The sequence below is a fragment of the Treponema maltophilum ATCC 51939 genome (assembly GCF_000413055.1).
In the GTDB taxonomy this organism is placed as follows: domain Bacteria; phylum Spirochaetota; class Spirochaetia; order Treponematales; family Treponemataceae; genus Treponema_C; species Treponema_C maltophilum.
In genome coordinates this window covers 2173569-2198144 of sequence record NZ_KE332518.1, presented here as the reverse complement: position 1 = coordinate 2198144, position 24576 = coordinate 2173569, and the positions used below count along the sequence as shown (strand labels likewise).

The window sequence follows — 24576 nt, the reverse complement described above, 5'->3', positions numbered from 1 at the left end:
GAATTATTTGTATCTTTTGACAAAAATTGCGCCGGCGGTTACAATGGTGTCATGAGCATAAAAGATTCTTTTAAGTGTTTTATAAACCGCACGCTCTCGGGAATACGCCGTTTTCCGCTTTCGGTATTTTTCACTTTTGCGGTTTTTGTAAGTTCGGTGATTTTTTTGTTTGCACCTCAGGTGCAAGGCGAAGCCGAAAATACCGTTTCTACTTTACGTGATACCGCACTGCAGGCGGCTTTTGCTTCGGCGTTCGCATTTCTTACCTGTACGGCAGGAACCCTTACCGCACTGCGCTTTTCGTTTTCGCGGAAAATCCGTATTGCGCTCTACGTGTTTTCGGCCGCACTGTGGCTTCCCGGTTTTTTTCTTGCCCGAAAAACGAATGAGTTCAATTATGCTTCGCTTGCGTATTGGGGCATTATCTGTATTTGTATTTTTATTGCGCTGTATCTTTGTATAACCGAGTTCAACGAAAAAACCGTTTTTTTGCACATACTCAAAGCGGCCGTTTTCGCCGAATGGATTGCTTTTATCGTTTCTTTCGGCCTGTTTATAAGCCTTTGGGCGGTCAACGAACTCATCGTCCCGATAGAAAATGTCGAAGAATATCTGTCGTTGATCTCCGTTTTTTCGCAAGCTCTTGTAGCCGCGAACGTGTTTTTATCACAGTTGTCCTTTGAAAAAAACGAATATCCCGTGGCGCATATGTATAAGGCGCTTGTACTGTATGCGGCTTTTCCCGTCTACGTGATTTATATTGTCGTGCTGTACGTGTATTTGGCAAAAATCCTTTTTACGTGGAATATGCCGGGCGGACAGATAAATATCTTTGTGTCGCTGGCAACGGCTTTTTACCTCTTTTTTTATTGTACGTTAAAGGCCTTTCCCTGCCGCGCGACCTCCTTTTTTTATAAGGTGGGAGCCTTTGTGATGCTGCCCTGCATTGCGGCCCAGCTTATTGCAATATGGATCCGCTTTGAAGCCTACGGATTGACCGATGCCCGCTGGGCGGGAATATTGTACACGGTTTCGGTTTTGTGTTTTATTGCGGCCGTATTGCTTAAAAAAAATGCACCTCGCGTGTGGCTGCTTTGTGCCGCGTTTTTGTGCGCCGTATCGACCCTTACGCCCTTGAGCTTGAATCGCGTTCCCTCTATGGAACAAAGGGCACGGCTTGAAAAACTTTTGCACGAGTACGGCTATTACGCGAGCGGGCGGTTTGCAAAGCCTGAAGCATCCGCTATAGCCCGAATTCCGCAGGAACAGCGCCGGGCGATGGTCAGCGCATACAACGAACTTTTGAGCGAACATAAGGCTGCTTACGGCGGCGCTGACGCTCTTTCCGACAATTCGGACCCCCAAACCGTTTTCGGTTTTCCGCAGTCGAACGACAGACCGGACAATGAAGTTCATAAGTCTTACAAATGGAGGAAATATGCGCTCGATATATCATCCTATTCGTTTATGGTGCCGACAGCGCAATCCGTCCGGAAGTCCAAAGACGGTACGGTGTATACCGAAGTTCCGCTATGGGTAGAAAGAACAAAATACGATATTTTTGACGACTTGCTTGCTGTACCCGAAAACGGTGAAGACTTCAGCATTGAACTCGACAGTGAAACGCTGCTGTTCATAACAAGTGCGAATTATTTGTACGATGAGGAACGCAAGGGTCTCATAAGCTATCAATTTGAAGGTTTTATACTGATAAAACAGCAAAGCTTTGTGAATTAATTCACAATAAAGCCGTGTTTTTATCTGTTTTACACGAATTTGGTTCTTTTTCTGTTGACGCTTTCAAAAAATTCACTTATAATGTTGTTGTGTATCGTGATATTTTTCACAATATCGGAGGCTTATGCATATTCCGGAACCGGCGCGGAAGCGTCTTATTCAGCTTGCGCAATTGCTGCCGGCGCTCGATGCCGACACCCTTACGTCGCTCGACCTTAGCCGTATGACGGGCCGGACGGATGCGACGGTGCGCAAGGATATTTCGTATTTGGATTTGTGCGGCGCGTCGAACGGCTACAAGCGACCGGAACTTTTAAAAGCCCTTCAAACGCTTTTGGTTCCGCAAAACGAGATAAAAAAATGCTGTATCATCGGTTTGGGGCTTTTTGCGCAAGCGCTTACGGAAAGCGGTCTCCTTTTGTCGTCGCCCTTTGTCGTAACGGCCGGTTTCGATTCAAGCTTAAACCGCGTCGAAACTGTGCGCGCTCCGTTTCCTCTGTATCCTTCGGCGCGCTTGGAAAGGGTTATCGGAGGCGAAAACATAGAGTATGCGATCGTTACGCCGGACGAAAAAGACGCGCAGGGCCTTGTAAACCGACTTGTACACTGCGGCATTAAAGGGATTGTGAATTACGGCTGTGCGGTACCGGTGCCGCACGGAAAAACAAAGGTAGAAAATCTTTCGCTGCTCGGTTCTTTGCAGAATCTGGCATCGGAGTAAAAGGGGGTAGTATGAGGGTTTATAATTTTTCGGCGGGGCCGTCCGTTTTGCCCGAAGAAGTGCTGCGCAAAGCTGCGTCCGATATGGAAGATTGGAACGGAAGCGGGCAAAGCGTTATGGAAATGAGCCACCGCTCAAAGACGTTCGAGCCGATTATCGCCGATGCCGAAAGCCGGCTGCGAAAACTTATGCGCATAGGCGATGATTTTGCGGTGCTTTTTTTGCAGGGCGGGGCGAGTACGCAATTTGCGATGGTTCCGATGAATTTGAAAAAGAAAGGAAAGGCCGCATACGTGAATACCGGCGTGTGGGCAAAAAAAGCTTTAGCCGAAGCGAAAAAATATGTGCAAGCCGACGAAACCGCTTCTTCGGCCGATAAAAACTTTACGTATATTCCCGACGTAAAAACGATTGCCGGCGATTACGATTACGCGCACATTACGCTGAACAATACGATTATGGGAACTCGCTGGGCTCATATTCCCGAAACGCGCGCCTCCGACGGCTCTGCTTTCCCGCTCGTGTCGGATATTTCAAGCTGCATTTTATCCGAACCGCTCGATGTATCGAAATTCGGCCTTTTGTATGCGGGCGCGCAAAAAAACCTTGCGCCGGCCGGCGTTACCCTCGTCATTATCAGGAAAGACCTTATCGGCGAAAGTGCGGTTCCCGAAACGCCGACCATGCTCAGTTATAAAACTCACGCGGAAAACGCGTCCATGTACAATACGCCGCCGTGCTGGAACATCTATATAATGGGCCTCGTGCTGCAATGGATCGAAAAAAACGGCGGCGTTGACGGCATGAAAGCGCGCAATACCGAAAAAGCGCGGCTTTTGTACGATTACATCGACAACGGCAAATATTATAAAGCGCCCGTCGAAAAGAACAGCCGCTCGATTATGAACATTCCTTTTTTAACTACGGAAACGGACGTCGAAAAAGCCGCCGCGCTGAATAAACGCTTTGTTGCCGAAGCGGAAAAAGAAGGCTTGGTAAACCTTGCAGGACACCGCTTGGTCGGCGGCATGCGGGCGTCGTTGTACAATGCGATGGACATCGGCGGCGTAAAAGCGCTCATCGCGTTTATGGAACGGTTCGGAAAGGAGAATCTTTGACTATGTACAAAATACAAACCTTAAACAAAATATCGCCCAAGGGGCTTGAACTGTTTCCGCGCGATTTGTATGAAGCGGCATCGGAAATTCCGAATCCCGACGCTCTTATCGTGCGTTCGGCCGATATGCATACGATGAATATTCCGCCGAGCGTAAAAGCCGTTGCGCGCGCCGGCGCGGGAACGAACAACATTCCCGTTGCCGCTTTAACGGAGCGGGGTGTTGCGGTTTTCAATACGCCGGGTGCAAACGCAAACGCGGTAAAAGAACTGACCGTCGCGGCCCTGCTGTTTTCGAGCCGGCCCGTTATCGCGGCGAACCGCTGGACCGAAAACCTGCGCGGCGGCGCCGACATTCCCGGTGCGGCCGAAAAGGGCAAAGCGCAGTTTATCGGCCCCGAACTGCGGGGCAAGCGGCTGGGCGTAATCGGCTTGGGTGCGATCGGTGTAATGGTTGCAAACGCCGCCGTGGATTTGGGTATGCGCGTTATCGGCTACGATCCGTTTATTTCGGTCGATTCGGCGTGGTCGCTGAATAAAGACGTCAAAAAAGCGGAAAACCTCGACAGCTTATTGAGCCGCTGCGACTATATCAGTTTGCATATTCCGCAAACGGCCGACACAAAAGGGTTGATAAATGCCGAGCGTTTAAAAATCGTAAAGCGGGGCGTACGCATATTGAATTTTGCGCGCGGCGGCTTGGTGGTAAACGCCGATATGTGCGCCGCCGTAAAAGACGGCCGCGTTGCCTGCTTTGTAACCGATTTTCCCGACGAAGAACTTTTGGGCGTCGAAAATATTATTTGTCTTCCGCACTTGGGGGCATCCACTCCCGAAGCCGAAGAAAACTGCGCCGTTATGGCCGTTACCGAATTGCGCGATTTTATGGAAAAAGGTACCGTTGAAAATTCGGTCAATTTTCCCAAATGCAAAATCGAAGGCGACATTCCCGCCGGCGGCACCAGACTTTGCATCGCGAACAAAAACATTCCGAACATGGTAGGGCAAATCACGACCGTATTGGCCGAAGCGCACCACAATATTTTTGCGATGATAAATCAAAACCGCGCCGAACTTGCGTATAATATTATCGATATAGAAGGAATTCCCGCTGCGGAAGTTGCCGAAAAAATATCGACAATCGAAGGCATTATCAGCGTCCGGCTTATAACAAATGCGGAAAACAGTATAAAAACGATATAAACCGCAACAAATTTCTCCGTTTTGCATTGCCAAAACGTGCATTTTTTTGTATATTAACTGCATATAAAAAATGGAGCTTTATTATGCATTTGACTAAAATGAATGGCGGCAATGCGGCGGGAATCTTTGCCGGACCGATGATTTTTATTTTGCTCTTTTTTGCAGCCGCGCTGTGCGTCGGTTTTTTTATTCCGCAGACAATCGTAGTCGGTAAAGCCGATGCGGACATCCGTACCGAACAGGACTGGCTTGAAAGCGGCGCTCAAAACCAAGCCGCAGTTCCCGGAAAGCCGCTTGAATACGCGCTGAATCAGTCGGCCTTCCATCAGGAAATAAGTACGAAAGGAGCCCAAACGGATTCCGGACTTGAAATGTACCGCAAGCTTATTTCGCGCAATGCCGTCGTTTCCTTTTATGAGGAAATTACCGGCGACCGCGACGTAACGCTGGCTATTCTCGAGTACGCCGATTTATATGATATTCCGCTGTCTTTGGCTTTTTCGCTCGCGTTTAACGAAAGCCGCTACAAGGTGCAAGCCGTCAACGGGAATAAGAACGCGTCCGTTGACCGCGGCTTGTTTCAATTGAACAGTCAGGCTTTTCCCGGCTTTTCCGAAGAGGACTTTTTTAATCCGTACATAAGCGCCAAACAAGGCTTGGCGTTTTTGCGCTATTGCCTCGATACCGGCGGAAACGAAATTTCGGCCCTTGCGATGTACAATGCGGGAACGCACCGCGTGCGCAGCAACGGAACGCCTCAGATGACTTTAAACCATATTTCGAACATTATAACGTACAAGCGCGGCTTGGAAGATATGTTCGACGTTAAAGTCGCTTCCGTGTTCCGCAGCGGCAAAGACGCCAATGCGCTCGCCTATGCCGGAAAGCGCTGAAAAGAGCGTAAGGCGGGCAATCAGTTTATTGTTTTGCGGCGGTCTTCGCTTTTGACCTGATGCGCGCCTGCTATCGCCGACGCACGAATTCGTAGTGTCCGTGCTTTTTTGCAAAGGCCGCTTTAAAACTTTCTACGCATGAATCTTCAAGCCCCGCTTGAGCAAGGGTTTCCCAATCGCTTTGAAAGTCGGGCAGTATAAAGCCGGCGATTGCGGCGCAGTCTTTGAGCCGGCGCGCGGCGTGCAGCATTGCCGCGGTAAACGATTCGAATAAGGCGGCGTCTTTTTTTTCGCCGCAGGCCCAAAAGTTCCCTTTACCCGAATAAAAGCGCGGATCGAGCAGGATTGACGCTGCTTTTGCGCCGTTTGTTTCCCATTCTTTTAATTCAGTGCGCAGCGATGCCAAAAAAGCTTCATTGTATGTTTCGCATTCCGGCTCGACTTCATCCCAAAAAATCGGTTTTATTTCGTATTCCACGCGAACCTCTTTAAAAAAGAAACCGCTGCCCGAAAAGAACAGCGGCTGTTGTTTGATTGGTAAAAACTGTCAATTTGCCGAAAAACTTATTCGGTCAAAATCCTGATAACTTCGGCTTTATCGTTTGTTTTCAGTATTTCCTGCCGCTTGTCCGCACTTTTGAACAACAAGCTTACTTCGGCTAAAAACTGAAGGTGCGGCCCCGTTTTGTTTACGGGAGACAGGGTCATAATGAAAATCCGGCACGGCTCCTGATCGAGCGAATCGAAATCGACGGGATTGTCCGAAATGCCGATACAGGCGACCAAATCGCTTACCGTATCGGTTTTTCCGTGCGGAATGGCGATTCCGTGCTTCATGCCCGTGGACATTTTCCTTTCGCGGTCAAGGACGCATTCAAGAGCGGCGGCTTTATCCGTCACCTTGCCTGCTTTAATCAGAATTTCCAGCATCTCATCGATGATCTGCTCTTTTGTTGTGCCCTTTAAATGGAGCTCAACGGTTTCCGGTGTTAAAACAGTTCGTAAATTCATACATATATTCTACGGGTTGTTTTGCTAAAAGTCAAGGATAAAATCGTGTTTTCAACAAATTTTCTTTAAAATATGATATATTTACGATATGGATGATATTCAAAAATTACATGCGGACATTAAACGCCGCATTAAACACGAACGAGGTGCAGGCACCGCATACGACGGAAAGCGTGCCGCAAAGTCTGTCGCCGATTATTTTGCGTCGCTGTATACCGATATGGGCACGTTGAGTGCGCAGATAGCCGATTATTGGCTTCGGACGCGCATTGAGAATTCCGAACATCCCGAAAGCGAACCGAGTGAACGACATATAGCATGGCTTTTAACCGCTGCCGAAATTCTTGACGGAACCTATGCCGATGGTACCGAAGACGGAGTTTTTTCCGAGCGGGATTGGCGGGAACTGTGCGACATGGTCAATTACGAAGCCGAAGAATTACCCATGGACAGACTTTCGGCTTTAATGTCGATATTCGTCGCAAAAAAAATTTTATAAACGTCCTCATGAATGCGTATACGTCGTGCACCCTGTGTCCGCGCTGCTGCAGCGTAAACCGCACTGCGGGACAAACGGGTTTTTGCAAAGAAACGGCCGATTTGAAAATCGCTTCGGCATGCCTGCATTTCGGCGAAGAGCCGCCGCTTACGGGAAAGGGCGGCTCCGGAACGATTTTTATAAGCGGCTGCAATTTGGGCTGTGGTTTTTGCCAAAACTATCAGATTTCGCGGGAAGGAATGGGAAAGATTGTCGACTGCAAAGAGTTTTGCCGCATATGTTCGGCGCTCGAACAGGCGGGTGCCGAAAACATCAATATCGTTACCGGCAGCCATGCGATCCCTGCCATCGCTTCTTTTCTCACGCAGTCAAAAAAAGAAGGGCTCGGAATTCCCGTGTGCTGGAATTCTTCCGCATATGAAAGCGTTGATGCGATCGACATGCTTGCGCCGGTTACGGATATTTGGCTGCCCGATTTAAAGGCCTTCGGTTCGGCTGCGAGCGAAGCGCTGCTCGGCACAGGCGATTACGCACGGACGGCAAAAAAAGCGATACGGCACATGATAGAGCTTGCGCCCTTGCGCTTTGAGCCTGTTACAACGCGGCGTGTGCAATCCGGCCGAAAAGAGGCGCGCAGTGAAAAATGCGCAGATGCGGAAAAGAGCAAACGTGCGGGCAGCGCGGCGGACGTCGAAAATGCGGTAAACGACGAAAATACGGAAGGAGCGGAAAAAATGGTGTCGGGCGTTATCGTGCGCCATTTGGTTATGCCCGGCTGCCTTGACAATACGGTTAAGGTTTTGGATTGGCTTAAAGAACACGCGGACGGAAAAGCGTGCATTTCGCTCATGAGTCAGTATACGCCTGTCGTAAAAAACGGAACGCAGCAAAATTTCCCCGATCGCTTTATCAATCGGGACGAATTCGAATACATCAAACAACTCATACATGACTACGATTTTGACTATTTGTTTTATCAGGAACTGGAAAACGACGATTCGTGGCTTCCGGACTTCAGCCGCGTTCAGCCTTTTTCGAACAGTTTGGCGACTCCCGTGTGGCACTGGAAAAACGGTTTTACAAATTCAATGCTATAGAGTAGAATGTAACTATGGAACTGCATATTTTAAATAACGTGCGGAATATCTGCAATTTGAACGCCGCCCTTTTTTTGCCGAGCGGCACAGCGCATCCTGAGGATATACGGGATATACGGACGCTTGCCAAAGCAATCAACGATAAGGCGGAAACCCTTTTGCCCGCGGGACAATTCGTTATGGCGGGGCAATTGCACGCGCTTTCTTTGATAAACGAAATGCAGCACCTCGTGTGCCGTTCCTTTTGCCGGCACGAAAATCCTGCGGCCTTTACCGATGCCCTGCGCAGTGCCGAAAAAGCGCTCGGCTTGCAAGCGATCGATGCGCTGCTTGCCGACTTTTGCCGCGAATTTCCGCCTGCGGCCGTATACGGCAGCGGAATGAGCATAGAAGCGTTTTTAAACGGCGGCACGGACGGTATTCCCAATAAAGCGCTTATATTGGAAGAATGGATGCTTTTGCATATTGCGGTCGAAAATCCCGCATGTTCGCCGTTTTTGTTTTTATTCGGCGATGCGGAGCTTGCAAAAAATCCGAAATATGCGGCGCTGTGGGTGCTGCTGCAATCTTTTTTTAAAACGCAGCCCTTATTCGGTCCCAATCACACCGATTTGATTACCATGCTGCGCGAGCCTGCAAAGGCGAGTCCGAACAGTTTAAAAGGTCAGCTCGATTATATTGCGCGCAGCTGGAAATCTCTTATAGAAAAGGAAGTACCCCGTCTGCTTTCCGGCATGGATATTATCGCCGAAGAAGAAAAACCCGCGTGGGTCGGCGGCCCCGGTTTTGCGCCGCCTCCGATGCAGGCGTACAGTTACGACAGCTTAATAAAAGAATACGAGCGCTTCAGTTCCGACCGCGAATGGATGCCGCGCGTCGTTCTTATGGCAAAAACCGTTCTCGTATGGCTCGACCAGCTTTCAAAAAAATACGGTCGTCCCGTGCGGCGTTTGGACGAAATTCCCGACGAAGAATTGAATGCGCTTGCGAGCCGCGGTTTTACGGGCCTTTGGCTTATCGGCATATGGAAGCGTTCTTGGGCAAGCAAACGCATCAAGCAGATAAACGGCAACGCCGAAGCTGCGGCAAGCGCGTACAGCTTGTACGATTACGATATCGCCGACGAACTGGGCGGCTGGGAAGCTTTAAACGATTTGCGCGCCCGCTTGCAGCAGCGGGGTATCCGCCTAGCGGCGGACATGGTGCCCAATCATACGGGAATGGATTCGCGCTGGGTTGTCGAAAAACCGGAACTTTTTATGCAGCGCAAAGACTGTCCTTTCCCGACCTACAGTTTTAACGGCGAAAATCTTTCGCTTGACGGGCGCGTCGGCATTTTTTTGGAAGATCATTATTATTCAAAAACGGACTGCGCCGTCGTCTTTAAACGCGTTGATATGCAAACTCAGGATGTGCGCTATATATATCACGGGAACGACGGCACCGGAATGCCGTGGAACGATACGGCTCAAATAGATTTTTTGAATCCCGCCGCGCGCGAAGAAGTTATACAAACAATTTTACATGTTGCGCGTAATTTTCCGATTATCCGCTTCGATGCGGCGATGGTGCTTGCCAAAAAGCATATACGCAGATTGTGGTACCCCGAACCCGGGCACGGGGGCGACATAGCCGGCAGGGCAGAATACGCTATGAGCAACGAGGATTTTGAAAAAGCGATCCCGAACGAATTTTGGCGCGAGGTTGTCGACCGCGTTGTGCGGGAGGTTCCGGACACGCTGCTTTTGGCCGAAGCCTTTTGGATGATGGAAGGCTACTTTGTGCGCACGCTCGGCATGCACCGCGTGTACAACAGCGCTTTTATGAATATGCTCAAAACCGAAGAGAACTTTAAATACCGCAACACAATCAAAAATACGCTTGAATTCGATCCGCAGGTTTTAAAACGCTTTGTCAATTTTATGAACAATCCCGACGAAGAAACGGCGGCGGTTCAATTCGGAACCGGCGACAAATACTTCGGCGTGTGCACGCTTATGGTTACGATGCCGGGTCTCCCGATGTTCGGGCACGGCCAAATAGAAGGCTTTACCGAAAAGTACGGAATGGAATTTACGCGTGCGCAATGGGACGAACGCGACAATCCCGACTTAATCGGCAGGCATGAGCGGGAAATCTTTCCGCTTATGAAAAAGCGCTCGCTCTTTGCCGACGTGGAGCATTTCCGCCTGTACGATGTGCATAACGAAGGCGCGGTAAATGAAAACGTGTTTGCGTACACAAACCGGGAAGGTTCTGAAAAAGCTGCGGTGTTTTACAACAACGCATACGAGCGCGCCGCCGGCCGGGTAAAAGTTTCCTGTCCCTTTGCGGTTAAAGAAGGCGGCAACGTTCAAATGAAAACCGAAGACTTTGCGCCGGCACTCGGCTTAACGAACGACAGGAATTTTTACTGCATTTTTCAGGAACAAAAGAGCGGCTTATGGTTTATCCGCTCGAACGCCGATTTATTCGAAAACGGAATGTTCGTTCAGTTGGACGGCTACGAATGCCAAGTGCTGCTCAATATCTATGAAGTGTGCGACAAAACTACCGATTCCGGCCGAAATGCCGCGCCGTACGCGCTTTTATGCGAGCGCTTGGGCGGAAAAGGAACCGAAAGCATAGACGACGCACTGAAGGATACGGCTTTTGAAGAACTGTACGGCGCGTTTGCCTCTTTTGCTTCAAAGGATTTGTTTGCCGCGATCGCAGCCCGTTGTCTGCCCGGTTTACAGCCGAAGGACGATTTGCAAAGCGCGCCGCCTTTGCCCTTGTGCGACGTTTTGGAACGGCATAAAGAAGCCGCTTTTGCGTATTTCACCGTGCTGCGAAATTTCCTCGGCGCAAAAGCTTCGGCTGTCGAGCCGGCTGCAGAGCGGCATGCCTTGGAAAGCGCATGGGAAGCCTTTGCCGCCCGTATCGAAAAACTCGTAAGTTTATGCGAGTCGGCGCAAAAAGCCGGCAGTCCCGGCGGCAAAGGCGGCGCGGCCGGCGTGCACAGTTTATACGAAACCCTCGCGCAGCAGGCGTTTATGCCGCAAATCCTTACAGCCTTTTTTATTCTGTACGCTTTGCACGAACTTATGCCTGATGTCCGCGCCGAAACGGTAAAAGAGCATATTGCTTTGCGGGGGCTCGACCTTAAAGCGGCGCGCCTTTTAAAATCATACGGATACGATTCCGATTCGATATACGGCGCCCTTGCCGCCATGCAGGAGATGAACGTTTTGTGCGAAACCGTCGCGGGCGACACGGAAAAAAATATCTCGGCCGACATTGCCGCTTTTTTCGCACGCCTTATAAAAAGCGAAAAAGCGCCGCTTATTTTGGGAGCCAACCTTTTCGAAAACGTTATCTGGTTTAACCGCGAAAAAGCCCTTGAAGCGGTGCAGGATGCGGCGCTTCTTTATGCGGTTTTGTACGCCGAAAAACCGTCGTTTGCGTGTATAGAAAAAACGGCTCAAAAAGTTTCGGACGCCGTTGAAAAATCCGGCTATAAGGCTGAAGTTTTAATCGATTTGTTAAAGCAAGACGCCGAGGTTTGATTATAACAGGCCGACAGTGCGCGGTATGACCGGCGGGAAAGCGATTAACTTTAAGATATTTCCGGTTTTCGGACATTTGCGGCACGTTTGTTTTCCGCTTACGATGCGGCGGATACTTCCGCCGCAATTTTTTTGAGCGCGTCGACTTCGGCGCCGATTTTTTTTACGGGTTCAATCGGTTCGTACAGCGCGTGCAGTTTTTTGTTCGCGGGCGGTTCTTCGCCGCACCACAGGCGAAGTTTTTCCGCGTGCAAAACGGGATCTTCGGAGGCAATCAGTACAAGGGTTGTATCGTCCGTGCCGATGATGTCCGGCCTTTTGCAGGCTGCGGCGTATGCGCGTGCGGCGTCCGGATCGGCAAAGTAGCGGTAATCGGTAAAGAGGCGCTTAAAAGATTCGGCGACTTCGTCTTCCGTTACATCGGCCGTATAAACCAAACCTTTCATAACCGCGGGGCTTGCCGTAAAAATTTCTTCCAAGCGCTCTATGTTTGACGGCAAAGCCGGATCGGCGCTTCCGCGCTTTTCGAGCGGAACGATCGAATCGGGCATGCAGCATTTTCCCTGCACGTCGCGGGTCAGGGCCGCCGAAGAATCGGTTATAAAACCCTTTACCGGAAGCGAAAACTTCCAGCTGTACAGCCCTGCCGCCAAGTTCCCGTAATTGCTCGAACTCATTGCATAATAAATATCGCCGTATACTTTTTTGCGCAAGCGCGAAAACGCATACATATACAAAAAAGTGTGGGGCAACAGCCGCCCGATATTTACGGTATTTGCAAGCGTTAATCGATATTTTTGCACCGATTCGGGGTCTTCGTATAAAAGCCTGCTCAGCGTAACGCAGTCGGAAATGTTGCCGTCCACTTCTACCGGATACACGTTGCCCCCGTTCCATATGCAGTCGGCTTGTTCGAAGCCGCGCATAGTTCCTTTCGGGTAGAGCAAAACCGCTTTTACGTGTTTTTTATTTTTTAAAGCGCGGGCAATCGATGCGCCCGTTTCTCCGCTTGTCGGAGCGACGATGAGTGCCGACTTTTCCCGCATGAGCAAAATGTGTTCGAGGCATGCGGTCAAATATGAAATACCGAAATCTTTGTGTATGCCGGACGGCCCGTGGAACAGTTCGAGCACGTACAGATTGTCGGCAAGCTGTTTGAGTTCCGGACTGAACGGAAACGCCTGATTTGCAATCGCTTCGCTGATAATCGGGCTGAATTCTTCATTTATAAGCGCCGACGTTAAAGAGCCCGCAACGGATCGGAAAGACGTATTTTCGTCCATATACATAATCCACGGGCGCAAGTCTTCCGAATAGGCGGGCACATACAAGCCCCCGTCGGGCGCCAGACAATGCACGACGGCTTCGGAAAAACATACCTGCCGTGTTTTACTGCGTGTACTGACGAATTTCACGCTTTTGCCTCCGCGTATGTTACGCAATATTTTTTTACGAAAGCGGCCGGACGATAAGTCATTTTTGCCTGCCGCAGCCCCTCGTCGCCCAAGTCCTGTTCGCGGTTTATAAATTCAACCGTTTCGGGAAGGGCGCGTGCCGTAGCGCGGTTTACAAACTGATATACGCCGCGGTACGAATCGATGCCTTTTTCAAAGTGCACTAAAAACACCTTTCCCGACACGATATATTCGCCCAATGCCCATGCGACGGGTTTGTCTTCAACATATACGAGTAAGCCGCTGAAATTCGATACGGCCAGCACTTCCAACGCATTGACGCATTGGTCGTAATCGGCAATGTCGCCTTCGGCTCGCGCGGCAACCCATGCGTCGAGCACGATTCCCGCGTCGGCGGCATTCTTTTCGGTTAAGGGCCGCACGTCCCATTTATATGCGTTTTCAAATCCGTTTGCCAAATTGCGTTTTTTATGCAACGCTTTGCCGGCCAAATCGGCAAGGCTTTGTCTCGTGTATAAATAATCTTCGTTGTCCCGATCTTCCTGCAAAACATAGCCCTGTTTCGTTAAGAATTCCGCACAGGCGTCGTAATGCGTTTGTCCCATGTTTTTCCAGCGCCCGTAGGTTTTAAGTAGCCCTTCTATTTGTTCGTTTGAGGGAAGTGACCCTATGACGAAGAAAAAGGTGCCGTATTTGTCGCGTCCGTTTACGATAAAGGTCGTTTCCGCCGTTTGCGGAAGGCGGCTTATGCGGTAATCGTATTTTGCGCGGTACAGATAGAGATTTAAAAAGGTAAATTCGGAAACGCCGTCGGGTAAGTTATTCAAAAAAGGATAGAGTTCTTTATACATTGAGGCCGAAACGGATGCGAATTCGGGAAACTCGGGAATGATATTCATATTCTTTAATGATAGCGCATTTTCCGCAAAAAGTCAAAAGCGGAGTTCCGCTCTTGCGCCCCGTGCGAAAATATCGTATGCTGTGCGTATGAAAAACTATAACGATAAAATCGCTCAGCCGCTTTTGGAACGCTTTTTGCGCTACGTGCAAACGTGGACCACCAGCGATGCGGATAAAGCCGATAAGGGCATTATACCTTCAACCGAGCGCCAAAGAGATTTCGCGCAAAATTTGGAACGTGAACTGCACGAGTTGGGTATTGAAGACGTGCATGTAACCGACCACGCGTATGTGTGCGCACGCATTCCCGCCTCAAAGGGATACGAAAAAGCGCCCTCAATAGGACTTTTAGCCCACATGGATACGGCCGAAGAAGTGTCCGGAAAAGACGTGTGCCCGCAGGTTATTAAAAACTACGACGGTTCTCCCGTGCGCCTTAAAGAAAACGTCGTTTTGGATCCCGCGCAGGATACAGCGCTTTTGCTTTCCGTCGGTGAAACGATTATTACAACGGACGGCACAACCCTGCTCGGCGCCGACGATAAAGCCGGAATCGCTTCGATTATGACCGCATTGGATATGCTTCTTAACACGGACAAAAAACCGCACGGGCCGATTGAAGTTATTTTCAATCCGGATGAAGAAACCGGACACGGAATGGATAAGGTGCCGCTCGATTGGCTGCGCTCAAAGCAATGCTATACGATCGACGGCGGGCACATCGGCGAATTGGAATCCGAATGCTTTACCGCGTGGAAAAGCGAAATCACTTTTAACGGAAAGGCGAAACACACCGGAACGGCGCGTCCCGATATGGTCAACGCGGTTACGATGGCCGCGGCTTTCGTCAATTTGTTGCCCCAAAACGAAAGTCCCGAAGCTACCGACGGCTATTTGGGGTTTTACGCGCCCATGCAGATAAGCGGTCATATTGAACGGGCGAACGTGCTTTTGTATTTGCGCGATTACACCGATGAAGCTATGGAGCGCAGAAAAAAGACGGTCGGCGTGCTTGCAAAGGCAATGGAACATAAATTCCCCGGTTCTTCGGTGAAGGTAAAGCATACGAAGCAATACGTCAACATGAAAGGAAATCTGGACAAAAATCCCGAAGTTATGGAAATGCTTCTAAAGGCCGCAAAAAAGGTCGGAGTTGAGCCCGTATCGAAGCCGATCCGCGGCGGAACCGACGGTTCCCGCTTAACCGAAATGGGAAGACCGACGCCGAATGTCTTTAACGGCGGTCATAACTTCCATTCACGGCGCGAATGGGCGTCCTTAAATCAAATGACCTATGCGGTCGGCCTCATTTTGGAATTGATTGCGTTGTGGGCGGAAAAGCGATGAGCGAATACCGTATAGAAGGCGGCTTCCCGATACGGGGAACGATTACCGTCAGCGGAAACAAAAACGCCGCGCTTCCCTGTATTGCCGCAACACTTTTAACAAGCGAGCCGGTAACGCTCCATAATATTCCCGACATAGCCGATACCGCCGTTATGCTCGAAATCCTTAAAGCTTTGGGCGCTTCCGTAAAATCCGCGGGCAAGAATTCGTGGACGATTCATGCGCAAAATATACGCGTCTGCGATATTCCCGTCGAGCTTTCCAAAAAAATACGCGCGTCCATTTTGTTTGCCGGCCCTCTTTTGGCACGCTGCGGCAAAGTCAGCATGAATCCGCCCGGCGGCGACGTTATCGGCCGGCGGCGGCTCGACACGCACTTTTTAGCCCTTACCGAATTGGGCGCGCGGGTCAACATCGACGGACGCTTTACGTTTACCGCGAATAAGCTTGCCGGTACCGATTTGTTTTTGGACGAAGCGTCCGTTACGGCGACCGAAAACGCGCTTATGGCCGCATCGCGTGCCGGCGGCACAACCGTTATTACGAACGCCGCCTGCGAACCGCACGTTCAGGATTTGTGCCGCATGCTTAACGCAATGGGCGCAAAAATAAGCGGTTGCGGTTCGAACATTCTGAGAATCGAAGGCGTAAAAGAGCTGAAAGGCTGCGAGTTTAAAATCGGCGCCGACTTTATGGAAGTCGGTTCCTTTATCGGACTTGCCGCGGCGACCAAAGGCAGCATAGAAATAAAAGGCGTGCAAAACTGCGACCTGCGCCCGATAAAACTTTCATTCGGCAAACTCGGCATTCACTGGGAAACGGACGGCGATACGATAAAAGTCGGCGCCGCGCAGGAAATGCAAATCAACACCGATTTGGGCGGCATGATTCCGAAAATAGACGATGCGCCGTGGCCCGGTTTCCCTCCCGACTTAACCAGCATTATGACGGTTGTCGCAACGCAGGTAAAAGGTACCGTGCTCATTCACGAAAAAATGTTCGAATCGAGAATGTTCTTTGTCGACAAACTTATCGGCATGGGCGCGCGTATTATTTTATGCGATCCGCACCGCGCCGTCGTATCGGGGCCTTGTACCCTGCACGGTGACGAGGAATTATCTTCGCCGGACGTGCGCGCGGGCATGGCGATTGTGATTGCGGCTTTGTGCGCGCGAGGCGCAAGCATTATTCGGAATGTTTACCAAGTGGAACGCGGCTACGAGCATTTAACCGAGCGCTTAAAAAGTTTGGGCGCGCATATAGAAAGAATCGACAGCTAGCGCTATTCTTCGTGCAGCGATAAAAACTTAATCGACAGTAAAATCACGCATACGAAAAGCACGACGAGTACGACGGGAAGCTGCGCAAAAGACGCGACGCCCGGCAGCGCGTAGTATATGAGGTTCATCAAGTAGCGGAACCATTCCATGCAAAACTGCACAACCGCCGTAAGCACGGGGAAGCTGAAAATCCATGTAAAGCGGAACACTTGCGACGATTCGAGTTTGTAATTCCATGCAATAATCGATAAAAAGATAAAGAATGCAAGCAGTAAAAGCGGCCGGCAAAGACGTTGAAGCAAAAACAGCGAAAAAATACGTTTTTGAAATCCGTAGCGTTCGGCAATCGGCACAAACCGGAATAAAAAAGCCAAATTCATATACTGCGGGCCTTTTGCGGATGCCCTGCACGCCAAATCAAAATCCTGCAAACTCATCGGCAAAATCCGCACGATTTCCCGCTCGTATTGAGCGCTTTGTGCCGCAAAATAATGCGGGGAACCGACTATGTCGCGATTTTTTCTGTCCACTGAAGTCAATAAAAGCTGCGGAACGTAGGTTTCGGCATCCTGAATGCCCGTGCGCTTTTCGTAGCCTATACCCAAAGAACCGGCTCTTTGCCCGATGAGTTTTACATAGGGATCGGTCATGGAATACAGCAAATGTCCGGCCTCATCGTATGCAAGGCATGAATAGTTGCGCAGGTATTTTACAACGTTATCCGTTTTTGCAACCGTCGTCACCCCTCCTATGCTTATGAGGTCGGTTTTGCCGTCCGGATGCGTTACTTTAAAAGAAACGTTTTGAAAGTTTTCAAAAAAAGCGAGATTGCGCGTTTCATCGATAAAAAAATACTGTTTGAGCAGGGCTTCGGTTGCAAGCCGGTAAAAGCGCAGAATGTCCGGATCAAGGTCATTCGCTTCGTATAAATCGAGGAAGGTGTAATACGCACCCAGTGCATCCCCTTCCATAAGCGCGCTGTAGCCTTCACGCTTTTTTAAAAAAATCATCGCCGCATCGTCCGTTTCGAAGCCCGACCACGACGCGATAATGTTCCACGATTCGACCGCAATGCGCCGAAGTTCGCCGCTGTTCGCATCGTTGTCGCCTGCAAGTTTAAGACCCCACCACGCGTAATAGTGCGCGTCAAAATAGTTTTTCAATTCGAAGGCCGTTTGAGCTTTTTGCAGCAAGCGCATAACCGAATACGGCGTGTTTTGCAGGGCGGCTATATCCGACGGCAGGGCGGATGAAGGTTCGGCCTCTTTCCGCTCGCTTTGCGCCGAAAGTTTTAATGAATCGTCATAGAGTTTTTTTGCGTCGCGATTGTCCGGCCACAGGGCTAAAGCATTTTCGGCATAAAAAACGGCTGCCGCCGCATTGCCTTCGTTTACGGACGTTTTCGTTTGTTCCGTGTACCAGTTATAATCCTGCATTTTGTTTTCGAGGGCCGTTTGTTTTGCCGATACGATCGGGGTAAGAATTTCCGTACCCGCAAAGCACAAAATAACGGACACGCAGGAGGCGACGAGAACCGTTCGGTAATTTCTTAACTGAACGGGCGAAAAACGTGCCAGATTTTTGCCGGCGTCTTTAGCAAACGACCACGAAAAGGCAATGCAGCATACCGATGCGAGAATGGCCGGAAGCCGGGCAAAAAAAGCGCGGACGCCCGTGACAAAGCGCCACATGCCGGCGTCGTTAGGCATAAGTACCGGAAGTTCCTTTATCAAAAACGCTTTTCCGACAAAAAAAGCGAAAGCGAATACCGTGTATACGAAGATTAAAATCCATGTGCGCGTTGAAGTTTTCATATCAGCCTTCCGTTCGGCTTCCCGTGCCGGCCCTTAAACGCACAATCGCGCGCGTAAGCGGAAGTATGCACAGCAAAACGCATACGGCCGAATTCACAAAAAGCGGGAACCATTTTGTATGCACCGTTGAAGAAAAAGCCGGCGTGTGTATGTAAATATTCAGTGCGCCGATTCCTATAGCGAAAACGATAACGAGGGCCGCGTTCATGAGTTTCCAGCGCGAAAACGAATAAAAGCCGTACAGAGCGCCGAATGCAAGGCCGGCCGAGGCCGTTATCAAATAGGAAAGGCGTCCTCCCGCTACGGCAGAACGGATCACGGATGCGGCAAAAAACAGTTTCGGGAAAAAACCGGCGATAAAAGCCGGAGGCTTTAGATATTCGGCTTCATAATCGCGCAGCAAAATATATGAAAATCCGTTTTTAAAAAACACTGCGGCCGGAGATGCTTCCTGTCGGCCCGTTATAAAAGCACTCACCTTGGGCGCGGGATTGTACAAAAAGCACAGCGGAATAATAAGCAGCCAAACGACGCAGCATAAAAAAAGGTACACTAAAAAATCGAAAAGAGATGAACTTCCGCGCCGTGCGGCGGCAAAAACGACAAACAAAAGCGACACAACTCCGCTTAAAGGAAGCAGCGAAAAAAACGAATACGAAAAAACATCGGCAATGCGCTCAAACGGATCCGTATATGACAAGTAGCCGGGTGTCCCCGGATATAAAAGAATCATTGCGGCGACAAAGGCCGTAAACAGCAAAAGCGTAAAAATGTATATTGCAATAAAAAACAATGATTTTTTCATTTTTATCAGAATATCACGGATATCGAATAAATACAAGATTTAAATGGAATTATCAACAACTTTTCCACAGCACGGTATTTGTTTATCATATAAACAGATAGCCGAACTCTTCCGCCGCGGAACGCTCGATGAGGCGGCGTAAAGCGATTATTTTAGAGATATTTTTAAATTATTGTATTATAAAGGATTAGCGGAAGTCGGGGACAGTCCGCCGTATGGCATGGTACAATTCTTTTTATTTTAAGGAAATAGCGTAAGTGCGGCGGCTTTCATCATTTTTTGCACAGGTTTTCCACAACCGGCCAAAAGAGCCGCTTACCTGTGCGTTGTCCGGTTCTAGCCTAAAAACACTTGTCCGTTGGCATCCACGGCCAAAATCGTTTTGCATTCCGAACAGCGGAAGCGGCCGGAGCGGGGCGCTTTCAGCTTTTTTGAACAAACGGGGCAGGTGAAGATTTTCGGAAAAATGCCCGTTTCGGTAACAACGCCCTGTTTAAAGAATGCGATCGCTTCTTCCGCTGAGCCTTTAATATTAAAAAATTGGGAAAATCCCAATAATTGGAATACTTCGTATACCTTAGCCTGAATTTCCAAAAGGACAATGTCGCCGCCGGACGGTTTTACCATTTTTAAAAAGGCGGTAAAGGAGCCGATTCCCGTCGACGAAACGTAGTTCAATGCGGCGCAGTTGAATATTAAGTTTTTGTATCCGGCGTCGACAACTTTCGCGACCCGTTTTTGAAAAAAGCTTGAATTATAGGTATCAATATAACCGTTCAAATACAAAATGATACCGTTGCGCACCTGATCGACTTTTTGCAGGGTGATTTTGAGACTGTCCTCTTTTTCGTCGTTAAAACCGGGTACCAAATTATTATTCGCATCCATGTCGTCTTTCCTTACAGTTATCAAAAATAACCATTTAATCTATATTGTACACTATTAGTATAACTCATGTCAAATCCAAATTCGAACATTCGAAGATTATTTGCGTTACATGCGTGAATTACGGTTCCCAACCCCCGTCCGCGTTCAGTATGGCGCCGTTTATCATCGGCTGCCGCAGCAAAAAAACCGCCGCTTCGGCGATATCTTCTGGTTCGGCAAGCTTATGCAGCGGCATCTTTTCCGCAAGTTTTTTTTGCTCGGACTCGGAGATGTATTCCGTCCGTGTAAAACCGGGCACAATAAGGTTGCAGGTTATTCCGTACCGGGCGTAACAAACCGCGGTCGAACGTGCGAGCGTTGCCAATGCCGTTTTGGCGCCCGCATAGGCCGCGTTAGTCTTAAAAGCCCTGATACAATCGGTTCGTGTTCCGCCCATGAGCAAAAATCTGCCCCAGCCTTTTTGCATCATTGCGGGCAGCGCTGAAGAAATAATCATGCCGGGCAAAACGTAGTTCAGCTCTGCGGCAATGCGCCAGTCTTCGGCAGTCGTTCGATGCAATTCTTTTTGAACAAACGGTCCGAAGCATACACATATAATATCGGCACGAATGAGCGTTTGGTTGAGCCTTGTTTTTTCAAAAGACGCTTCAAAGCCGCTTTCAAAATGCTGAATGATTTTTTCGACGCGGACTTTTTCCGACAACCGTTTTGCAAGCGCGTCGAATTTTGCCGACTCGGCCGAACCGTGAATAATCAGGTCGGTGCCGCAATCGGCAAGTTTTGAACAAACGGCTGCTCCGATGCCGCCGCTTCCTCCGACTACCAGCGCCGTTTTTCCCGCAATATTTTCCATAAAAACGTTGTACGCTTTAAAACGGATGAGGTCAAGGGCGGGATGCGCTTGACAAAACGGAATTTTTCTCATATTGTATTTTGTGAATGAATTAAAAAATATATTCATTCATTTTGTTGCCGCTGCATTCGGTACGGAGGAGTGCGGGATGGTGCGCAAATACTGAAAGTATTAAAAAGCATGAAAGGATTTTGCGGTATGGAAGAAAAAACGGAAGAAAAAAGAGAACGGCTTAACGAAGCCGCCCATGAGTTGTTTTTGCAAAACGGGTATAAGGATACGAATATTTCGCAAATCGCGCAAAAAGCCGGCATGGCGGTCGGTTCATTTTATAAGTATTACGCATCAAAAGAAGATATTTTTTTGGATGTACATATCCGCGAAAACGAAACGATGCGCAAACAGCTCATAGAAGAAATCGATTGGGACGGAGATGCCGAGCGCGTTATCGAACAGCTGTTTGCGTACAGTTTTAATAATGTTATGAGTAATAAAATTCTTGCCGAATGGAACAAACCTTTTATTTCGGACAAGCTGCACGAATATTATGCGTCCGAAACAGGCAGGGAAAATAATTCGTTTCATCGGTTTTTGCGCGAAACCTTTACAAATCGTTTAAAGCGGAAAAATCTCGACACCGATACCATCGATAAGATTTTAAAAGTACTCGATTTTATTTACTATGTGGATTGTCATATTGCAAACAGCGATTTTGAAGCTTACGGCGAAACGCTGCAAACTTTCGTATTATATTTTGTTAAAGGAATATTAGCCGAATGATGTACAAAAATACTGCCGGCGAGATTCCCGTGCAAAAAAACATTTTAACCCGGAAAAGGCGGGCGGCTTTTATTTTAGTCAATACGCTGACCTTTTTGCGCGTGCCGCTTTCTGCCGCCTCATATATACTGCTTGTTTCATCTTGTTCCGCGGCGGGAAAACTGCGCCCCCTTTTATATGCGATCCTTTTCTTGGCCGTTGCCTTAACCGATTTTTTTGACGGAAAGGCTGCGCGCTTTTTCCGTGTGCAAAGCCCGTTCGGTGCGATAGCCGATGTTTGTTGCGACTTTTTGTATATCGCTTCCTCATGTTTTGCTTTGTACAGGCTGCATCTTTTTCCGCTGTGGATGCTGGCTGTAATTACGCTTAAGCTGGCGGAATTTGTTGCGACATCGACATTAGCGCGTTCGGCGCCGCGCAGCGGCAAGCGAACAGTTTTTCTCTTTGATTTTGTCGGCCGCTATACGGCGATAGGATTTTATCTTTTGCCCGTTATTATTGTTGTCCTGCATGCGCTTATGCCGCGGGAGGTGTTTTACATAACGGTTCACGCGCTCTTTTTTATTCTTGCATTTTTTGCCGCCGTTTCGAGCGCGCAAAGGCTTGCCATATTTTTCAACTGTGGTATAATTCGGCAATAAAATAAAGGGCTGAAGATGAACCTTGCCGATATCGTAATTGTGTTGTGCAATCCCGCCGAAAGCGGGAATATAGGCGCCGTCTGCCGCGCGATGAAAAACATGGAGCTTTCCCGCCTGCGCATTGTCGGAAAACGTTCGGACTATGACGGCGAAACCGTTAAAACGCGCGCCGTACATTCGTATGATGTGTGGGAAAATGCCGAGTTTTATTCCGATCTTGAATCGGCGGTGAACGACTGCGCTTTTGCGGCGGGAACCACGCGGCGGCACGGGCAAAAGCGTAAGGGCTTTTATTTATTGCCGGAAGAATTCGCACAAAAAGTTTTTTCTCTGCCGCCGCCGGCAGGAGCGGTTTGCAAAGCCCGTGCCGCCGCCGTGTTCGGCAACGAGCGCACCGGCCTTACCGACGAAGAGCTGAATCTATGCAGCGCCGCGGTTACGATTCCCGCGAATCCCGCCGAAGGCTCGCTCAACCTTTCCCACGCGGTGCAGATTATCGCCTACGAATTATACCGAAAAGCGCTTCCCGCGCAGTGTACGTACGAACCGGTGCCGCTCGGCCGCCTCAAGCAAACGGTTGCAGTCGTGTCCGACAGTCTGCAGCGCATCGGATTTTTTACGCTTGCCGGCCGCAATGACGCCGAACGTTTTTGGCTTTCCGTTTTTGCAAGGGCGGGCTTGTCCGAAACGGAAGCTTCCCGCATCGAAAAAATCTTTGTAAAGGCGGCCACCCTTGCGCTTAAAAAGCGGGAGTAAGTCGCCCCGCATAAGCCCGTACTCATAAGCCGGTGCGGCTTTAAGCGCGGGGTAAAAGACGAATTTTAAGGGCGAACTTACAGAACGAATTTGATGTCGCCTTCTAAAATTACCGTGTGCGCCGAGGCGTAAAAAGCCCGCGATACGCAATTGTGCAGTTCGCGTATGTTGCCGGGCCAATGATGGCTGGAAATCTTTACTTCGGCGGCGGGAGAAAAGCGTTTCATGCTGCCGGCATCGGCGCACAGCCGTTCCAAAAAACTGCGGGCAATCGGCAAAATGTCTTCGGTGCGTTCGGCTAAAGTCGGTACCGAAATTTCCATGCCCGTAATGCGGTAGTATAAATCCTTTCTAAAACGGCCGCTGTCTTTCCACGAGTTGAGCGGACTGTTTGTCGCGCAGATAATGCGCACATCGGCTCTTTTGCTTTCGCTGTCGCCGACGCGGCGAAACTCGCCCGATTCCAATACTTTAAGCAATTTTACCTGAACGTTTGCATTTATACCGCCGATTTCGTCCAAAAAAAGCGTTCCGCCCGAAGCACGCTCGAACAGTCCCGGCCGCGTTACCGCTCCCGTATAGGCGCCGGCCTTGGTGCCGAACAGTTCTCCTTCAACAAGTGTTTCCTGTATGGCCGCAATGTTTTCTTCCACAAAAGAAGACTTTTTACGTCGCGACAAGTCGTGTATGAGGCGCGCCGCAAGACTTTTTCCCGTTCCGGTTTCTCCGAGCAGGAGTACCGGCATATCGTTTTGCGATGCAAGCAAAATTTGTTTTTTCAAAACGGCGGAAGCTTCCGATACGCCGATAAAGGCTTTCAGAACATGAGCACCCGTTATATCCGGGACGGAAAATTCCTCGGGTTTTGAAGCGTAATATCGTATGTACGCTTGTAAATACGAACGGCAGCAGGGGAAAACGATGACGTCGGATGCGCCCAGTTTAAGAATCTTTGCCGCAAAAGCGGCCGTTTTTTCCGTTACGAACACGAGAACGGGCGAATCCCCGCATCTTTTAAAAACCTCGTGAGCTTTTTGAATGTGTCCCTGCTCGAACAGGCGGAAGTCGAACAAAATCAACGCATACGACGACAGCCCTTCGTCTTCAGGCGGAGAAAGAGAAGTCGTGCAGACAACACGAAAATTTTCGTCTTCGAGCGACATGCAGAGCGCTTTGATTTTCTCGCTGCCGCCGACTAATAAAATTCGCATCATTGCCGATTAACCTCAAAAATCGACATCGACTTTTCAGTGTTACCTCTGAAAACTGCG

General features: G+C 49.4%; 22 protein-coding genes. 13 read left to right on the top strand and 9 right to left on the bottom strand.

Annotated features, from left to right (window positions below; all coding sequences use genetic code 11):
- The first annotated feature begins 51 nt into the window (after window positions 1-51).
- The 5 genes from HMPREF9194_RS10160 (at window position 52) to HMPREF9194_RS10140 (ending at window position 5671) form a co-directional block, all read left to right on the top strand.
- The gene (locus HMPREF9194_RS10160; RefSeq protein WP_016526287.1) at window positions 52-1737 is read left to right on the top strand and encodes a DUF4153 domain-containing protein; all 1686 of its coding nucleotides are present in this window, start codon (window positions 52-54) and stop codon (window positions 1735-1737) included.
- Window positions 1738-1861: 124 nt separating this feature from the next.
- Complete coding sequence (locus HMPREF9194_RS10155; protein ID WP_016526286.1) at window positions 1862-2458, top strand: winged-helix domain-containing protein; 597 nt, start codon at window positions 1862-1864, stop codon at window positions 2456-2458.
- Between the two features lie 11 nt (window positions 2459-2469).
- Window positions 2470-3576 carry a 3-phosphoserine/phosphohydroxythreonine transaminase gene (gene serC, locus HMPREF9194_RS10150; protein ID WP_016526285.1) on the top strand — a complete coding sequence of 369 codons (1107 nt, stop codon included), beginning with the start codon at window positions 2470-2472 and terminating at the stop codon, window positions 3574-3576.
- Between the two features lie 2 nt (window positions 3577-3578).
- Window positions 3579-4778: a phosphoglycerate dehydrogenase gene (locus HMPREF9194_RS10145; protein WP_016526284.1), complete on the top strand. Its 1200-nt coding sequence runs from the start codon at window positions 3579-3581 to the stop codon at window positions 4776-4778.
- A gap of 83 nt (window positions 4779-4861) precedes the next feature.
- Entirely contained in the window at window positions 4862-5671 is an 810-nt protein-coding gene (locus tag HMPREF9194_RS10140) for a transglycosylase SLT domain-containing protein (protein ID WP_016526283.1), read from the top strand.
- A 70-nt stretch (window positions 5672-5741) separates the two neighbouring features.
- Here HMPREF9194_RS10140 and HMPREF9194_RS10135 read toward each other — a convergent pair whose 3' ends face one another.
- Together HMPREF9194_RS10135 and HMPREF9194_RS10130 are read right to left on the bottom strand one after the other, a co-directional pair.
- Window positions 5742-6149, bottom strand: a complete 408-nt coding sequence (locus HMPREF9194_RS10135; protein ID WP_016526282.1) for a hypothetical protein — start codon at window positions 6147-6149, stop codon at window positions 5742-5744.
- An 86-nt stretch (window positions 6150-6235) separates the two neighbouring features.
- Window positions 6236-6682 carry a PTS sugar transporter subunit IIA gene (locus HMPREF9194_RS10130; protein ID WP_016526281.1) on the bottom strand — a complete coding sequence of 149 codons (447 nt, stop codon included), beginning with the start codon at window positions 6680-6682 and terminating at the stop codon, window positions 6236-6238.
- Window positions 6683-6770: 88 nt separating this feature from the next.
- Here HMPREF9194_RS10130 and HMPREF9194_RS10125 point away from each other — a divergent pair, with 88 nt between their 5' ends.
- Genes HMPREF9194_RS10125 through HMPREF9194_RS10115 form a run of 3 tightly spaced genes read left to right on the top strand, consistent with a single transcriptional unit; the run spans window position 6771 to window position 11826 of the window.
- Window positions 6771-7181 (top strand): hypothetical protein, encoded by a 411-nt coding sequence (locus HMPREF9194_RS10125; protein WP_016526280.1) that lies wholly within the window; start codon window positions 6771-6773, stop codon window positions 7179-7181.
- Between the two features lie 8 nt (window positions 7182-7189).
- On the top strand, window positions 7190-8278 hold the full coding sequence (locus HMPREF9194_RS10120; RefSeq protein ID WP_016526279.1) for a radical SAM protein: 1089 nt from the start codon (window positions 7190-7192) through the stop codon (window positions 8276-8278).
- Window positions 8279-8292: 14 nt separating this feature from the next.
- Window positions 8293-11826, top strand: coding sequence for an alpha-amylase family glycosyl hydrolase (locus HMPREF9194_RS10115; protein ID WP_016526278.1), 3534 nt, complete (start codon window positions 8293-8295; stop codon window positions 11824-11826).
- 98 nt (window positions 11827-11924) lie between these two features.
- On the opposite strand, the gene HMPREF9194_RS10110 is transcribed toward HMPREF9194_RS10115, so the two are convergent.
- Window positions 11925-13241, bottom strand: a complete 1317-nt coding sequence (locus tag HMPREF9194_RS10110) for a pyridoxal-phosphate dependent enzyme (RefSeq protein WP_016526277.1) — start codon at window positions 13239-13241, stop codon at window positions 11925-11927.
- The gene (locus tag HMPREF9194_RS10105; RefSeq protein ID WP_016526276.1) at window positions 13238-14140 is read right to left on the bottom strand and encodes a DUF2156 domain-containing protein; all 903 of its coding nucleotides are present in this window, start codon (window positions 14138-14140) and stop codon (window positions 13238-13240) included. Before HMPREF9194_RS10105 ends, HMPREF9194_RS10110 begins: the two co-directional genes overlap by 4 nt.
- Before the next feature lie 88 nt (window positions 14141-14228).
- Here HMPREF9194_RS10105 and pepT point away from each other — a divergent pair, with 88 nt between their 5' ends.
- Complete coding sequence (pepT, locus tag HMPREF9194_RS10100; RefSeq protein ID WP_016526275.1) at window positions 14229-15488, top strand: peptidase T; 1260 nt, start codon at window positions 14229-14231, stop codon at window positions 15486-15488.
- Window positions 15485-16768: a UDP-N-acetylglucosamine 1-carboxyvinyltransferase gene (gene murA / locus HMPREF9194_RS10095; protein WP_016526274.1), complete on the top strand. Its 1284-nt coding sequence runs from the start codon at window positions 15485-15487 to the stop codon at window positions 16766-16768. The genes pepT and murA overlap by 4 nt, the downstream gene beginning before the upstream one ends.
- A gap of 2 nt (window positions 16769-16770) precedes the next feature.
- Here the strand turns inward: murA and HMPREF9194_RS10090 are convergent, their stop codons facing one another.
- The 4 genes from HMPREF9194_RS10090 to HMPREF9194_RS10075 form a co-directional block, all read right to left on the bottom strand.
- Entirely contained in the window at window positions 16771-18582 is a 1812-nt protein-coding gene (locus tag HMPREF9194_RS10090) for a hypothetical protein (protein WP_016526273.1), read from the bottom strand.
- Between the two features lies 1 nt (window position 18583).
- Window positions 18584-19387 carry a hypothetical protein gene (locus HMPREF9194_RS10085; RefSeq protein ID WP_016526272.1) on the bottom strand — a complete coding sequence of 268 codons (804 nt, stop codon included), beginning with the start codon at window positions 19385-19387 and terminating at the stop codon, window positions 18584-18586.
- Between the two features lie 336 nt (window positions 19388-19723).
- Window positions 19724-20275: an STAS domain-containing protein gene (locus HMPREF9194_RS10080; protein ID WP_016526271.1), complete on the bottom strand. Its 552-nt coding sequence runs from the start codon at window positions 20273-20275 to the stop codon at window positions 19724-19726.
- Window positions 20276-20393: 118 nt separating this feature from the next.
- Entirely contained in the window at window positions 20394-21200 is an 807-nt protein-coding gene (locus HMPREF9194_RS10075) for an SDR family NAD(P)-dependent oxidoreductase (RefSeq protein WP_016526270.1), read from the bottom strand.
- A 126-nt stretch (window positions 21201-21326) separates the two neighbouring features.
- On the opposite strand from HMPREF9194_RS10075, the gene HMPREF9194_RS10070 reads away from it, so the two are divergent.
- From HMPREF9194_RS10070 to HMPREF9194_RS10060, 3 genes are read left to right on the top strand one after another with little or no spacing between them, the layout of a single operon-like run.
- Window positions 21327-21908, top strand: a complete 582-nt coding sequence (locus HMPREF9194_RS10070) for a TetR/AcrR family transcriptional regulator (RefSeq protein ID WP_016526269.1) — start codon at window positions 21327-21329, stop codon at window positions 21906-21908.
- Window positions 21905-22549: a CDP-alcohol phosphatidyltransferase family protein gene (locus HMPREF9194_RS10065; protein ID WP_016526268.1), complete on the top strand. Its 645-nt coding sequence runs from the start codon at window positions 21905-21907 to the stop codon at window positions 22547-22549. Before HMPREF9194_RS10070 ends, HMPREF9194_RS10065 begins: the two co-directional genes overlap by 4 nt.
- Before the next feature lie 15 nt (window positions 22550-22564).
- Window positions 22565-23305, top strand: a complete 741-nt coding sequence (locus HMPREF9194_RS10060; protein ID WP_016526267.1) for an RNA methyltransferase — start codon at window positions 22565-22567, stop codon at window positions 23303-23305.
- Between the two features lie 77 nt (window positions 23306-23382).
- Here the strand turns inward: HMPREF9194_RS10060 and HMPREF9194_RS11975 are convergent, their stop codons facing one another.
- Window positions 23383-24519 carry a sigma-54-dependent transcriptional regulator gene (locus tag HMPREF9194_RS11975; protein ID WP_016526266.1) on the bottom strand — a complete coding sequence of 379 codons (1137 nt, stop codon included), beginning with the start codon at window positions 24517-24519 and terminating at the stop codon, window positions 23383-23385.
- Window positions 24520-24576: the final 57 nt, after the last annotated feature.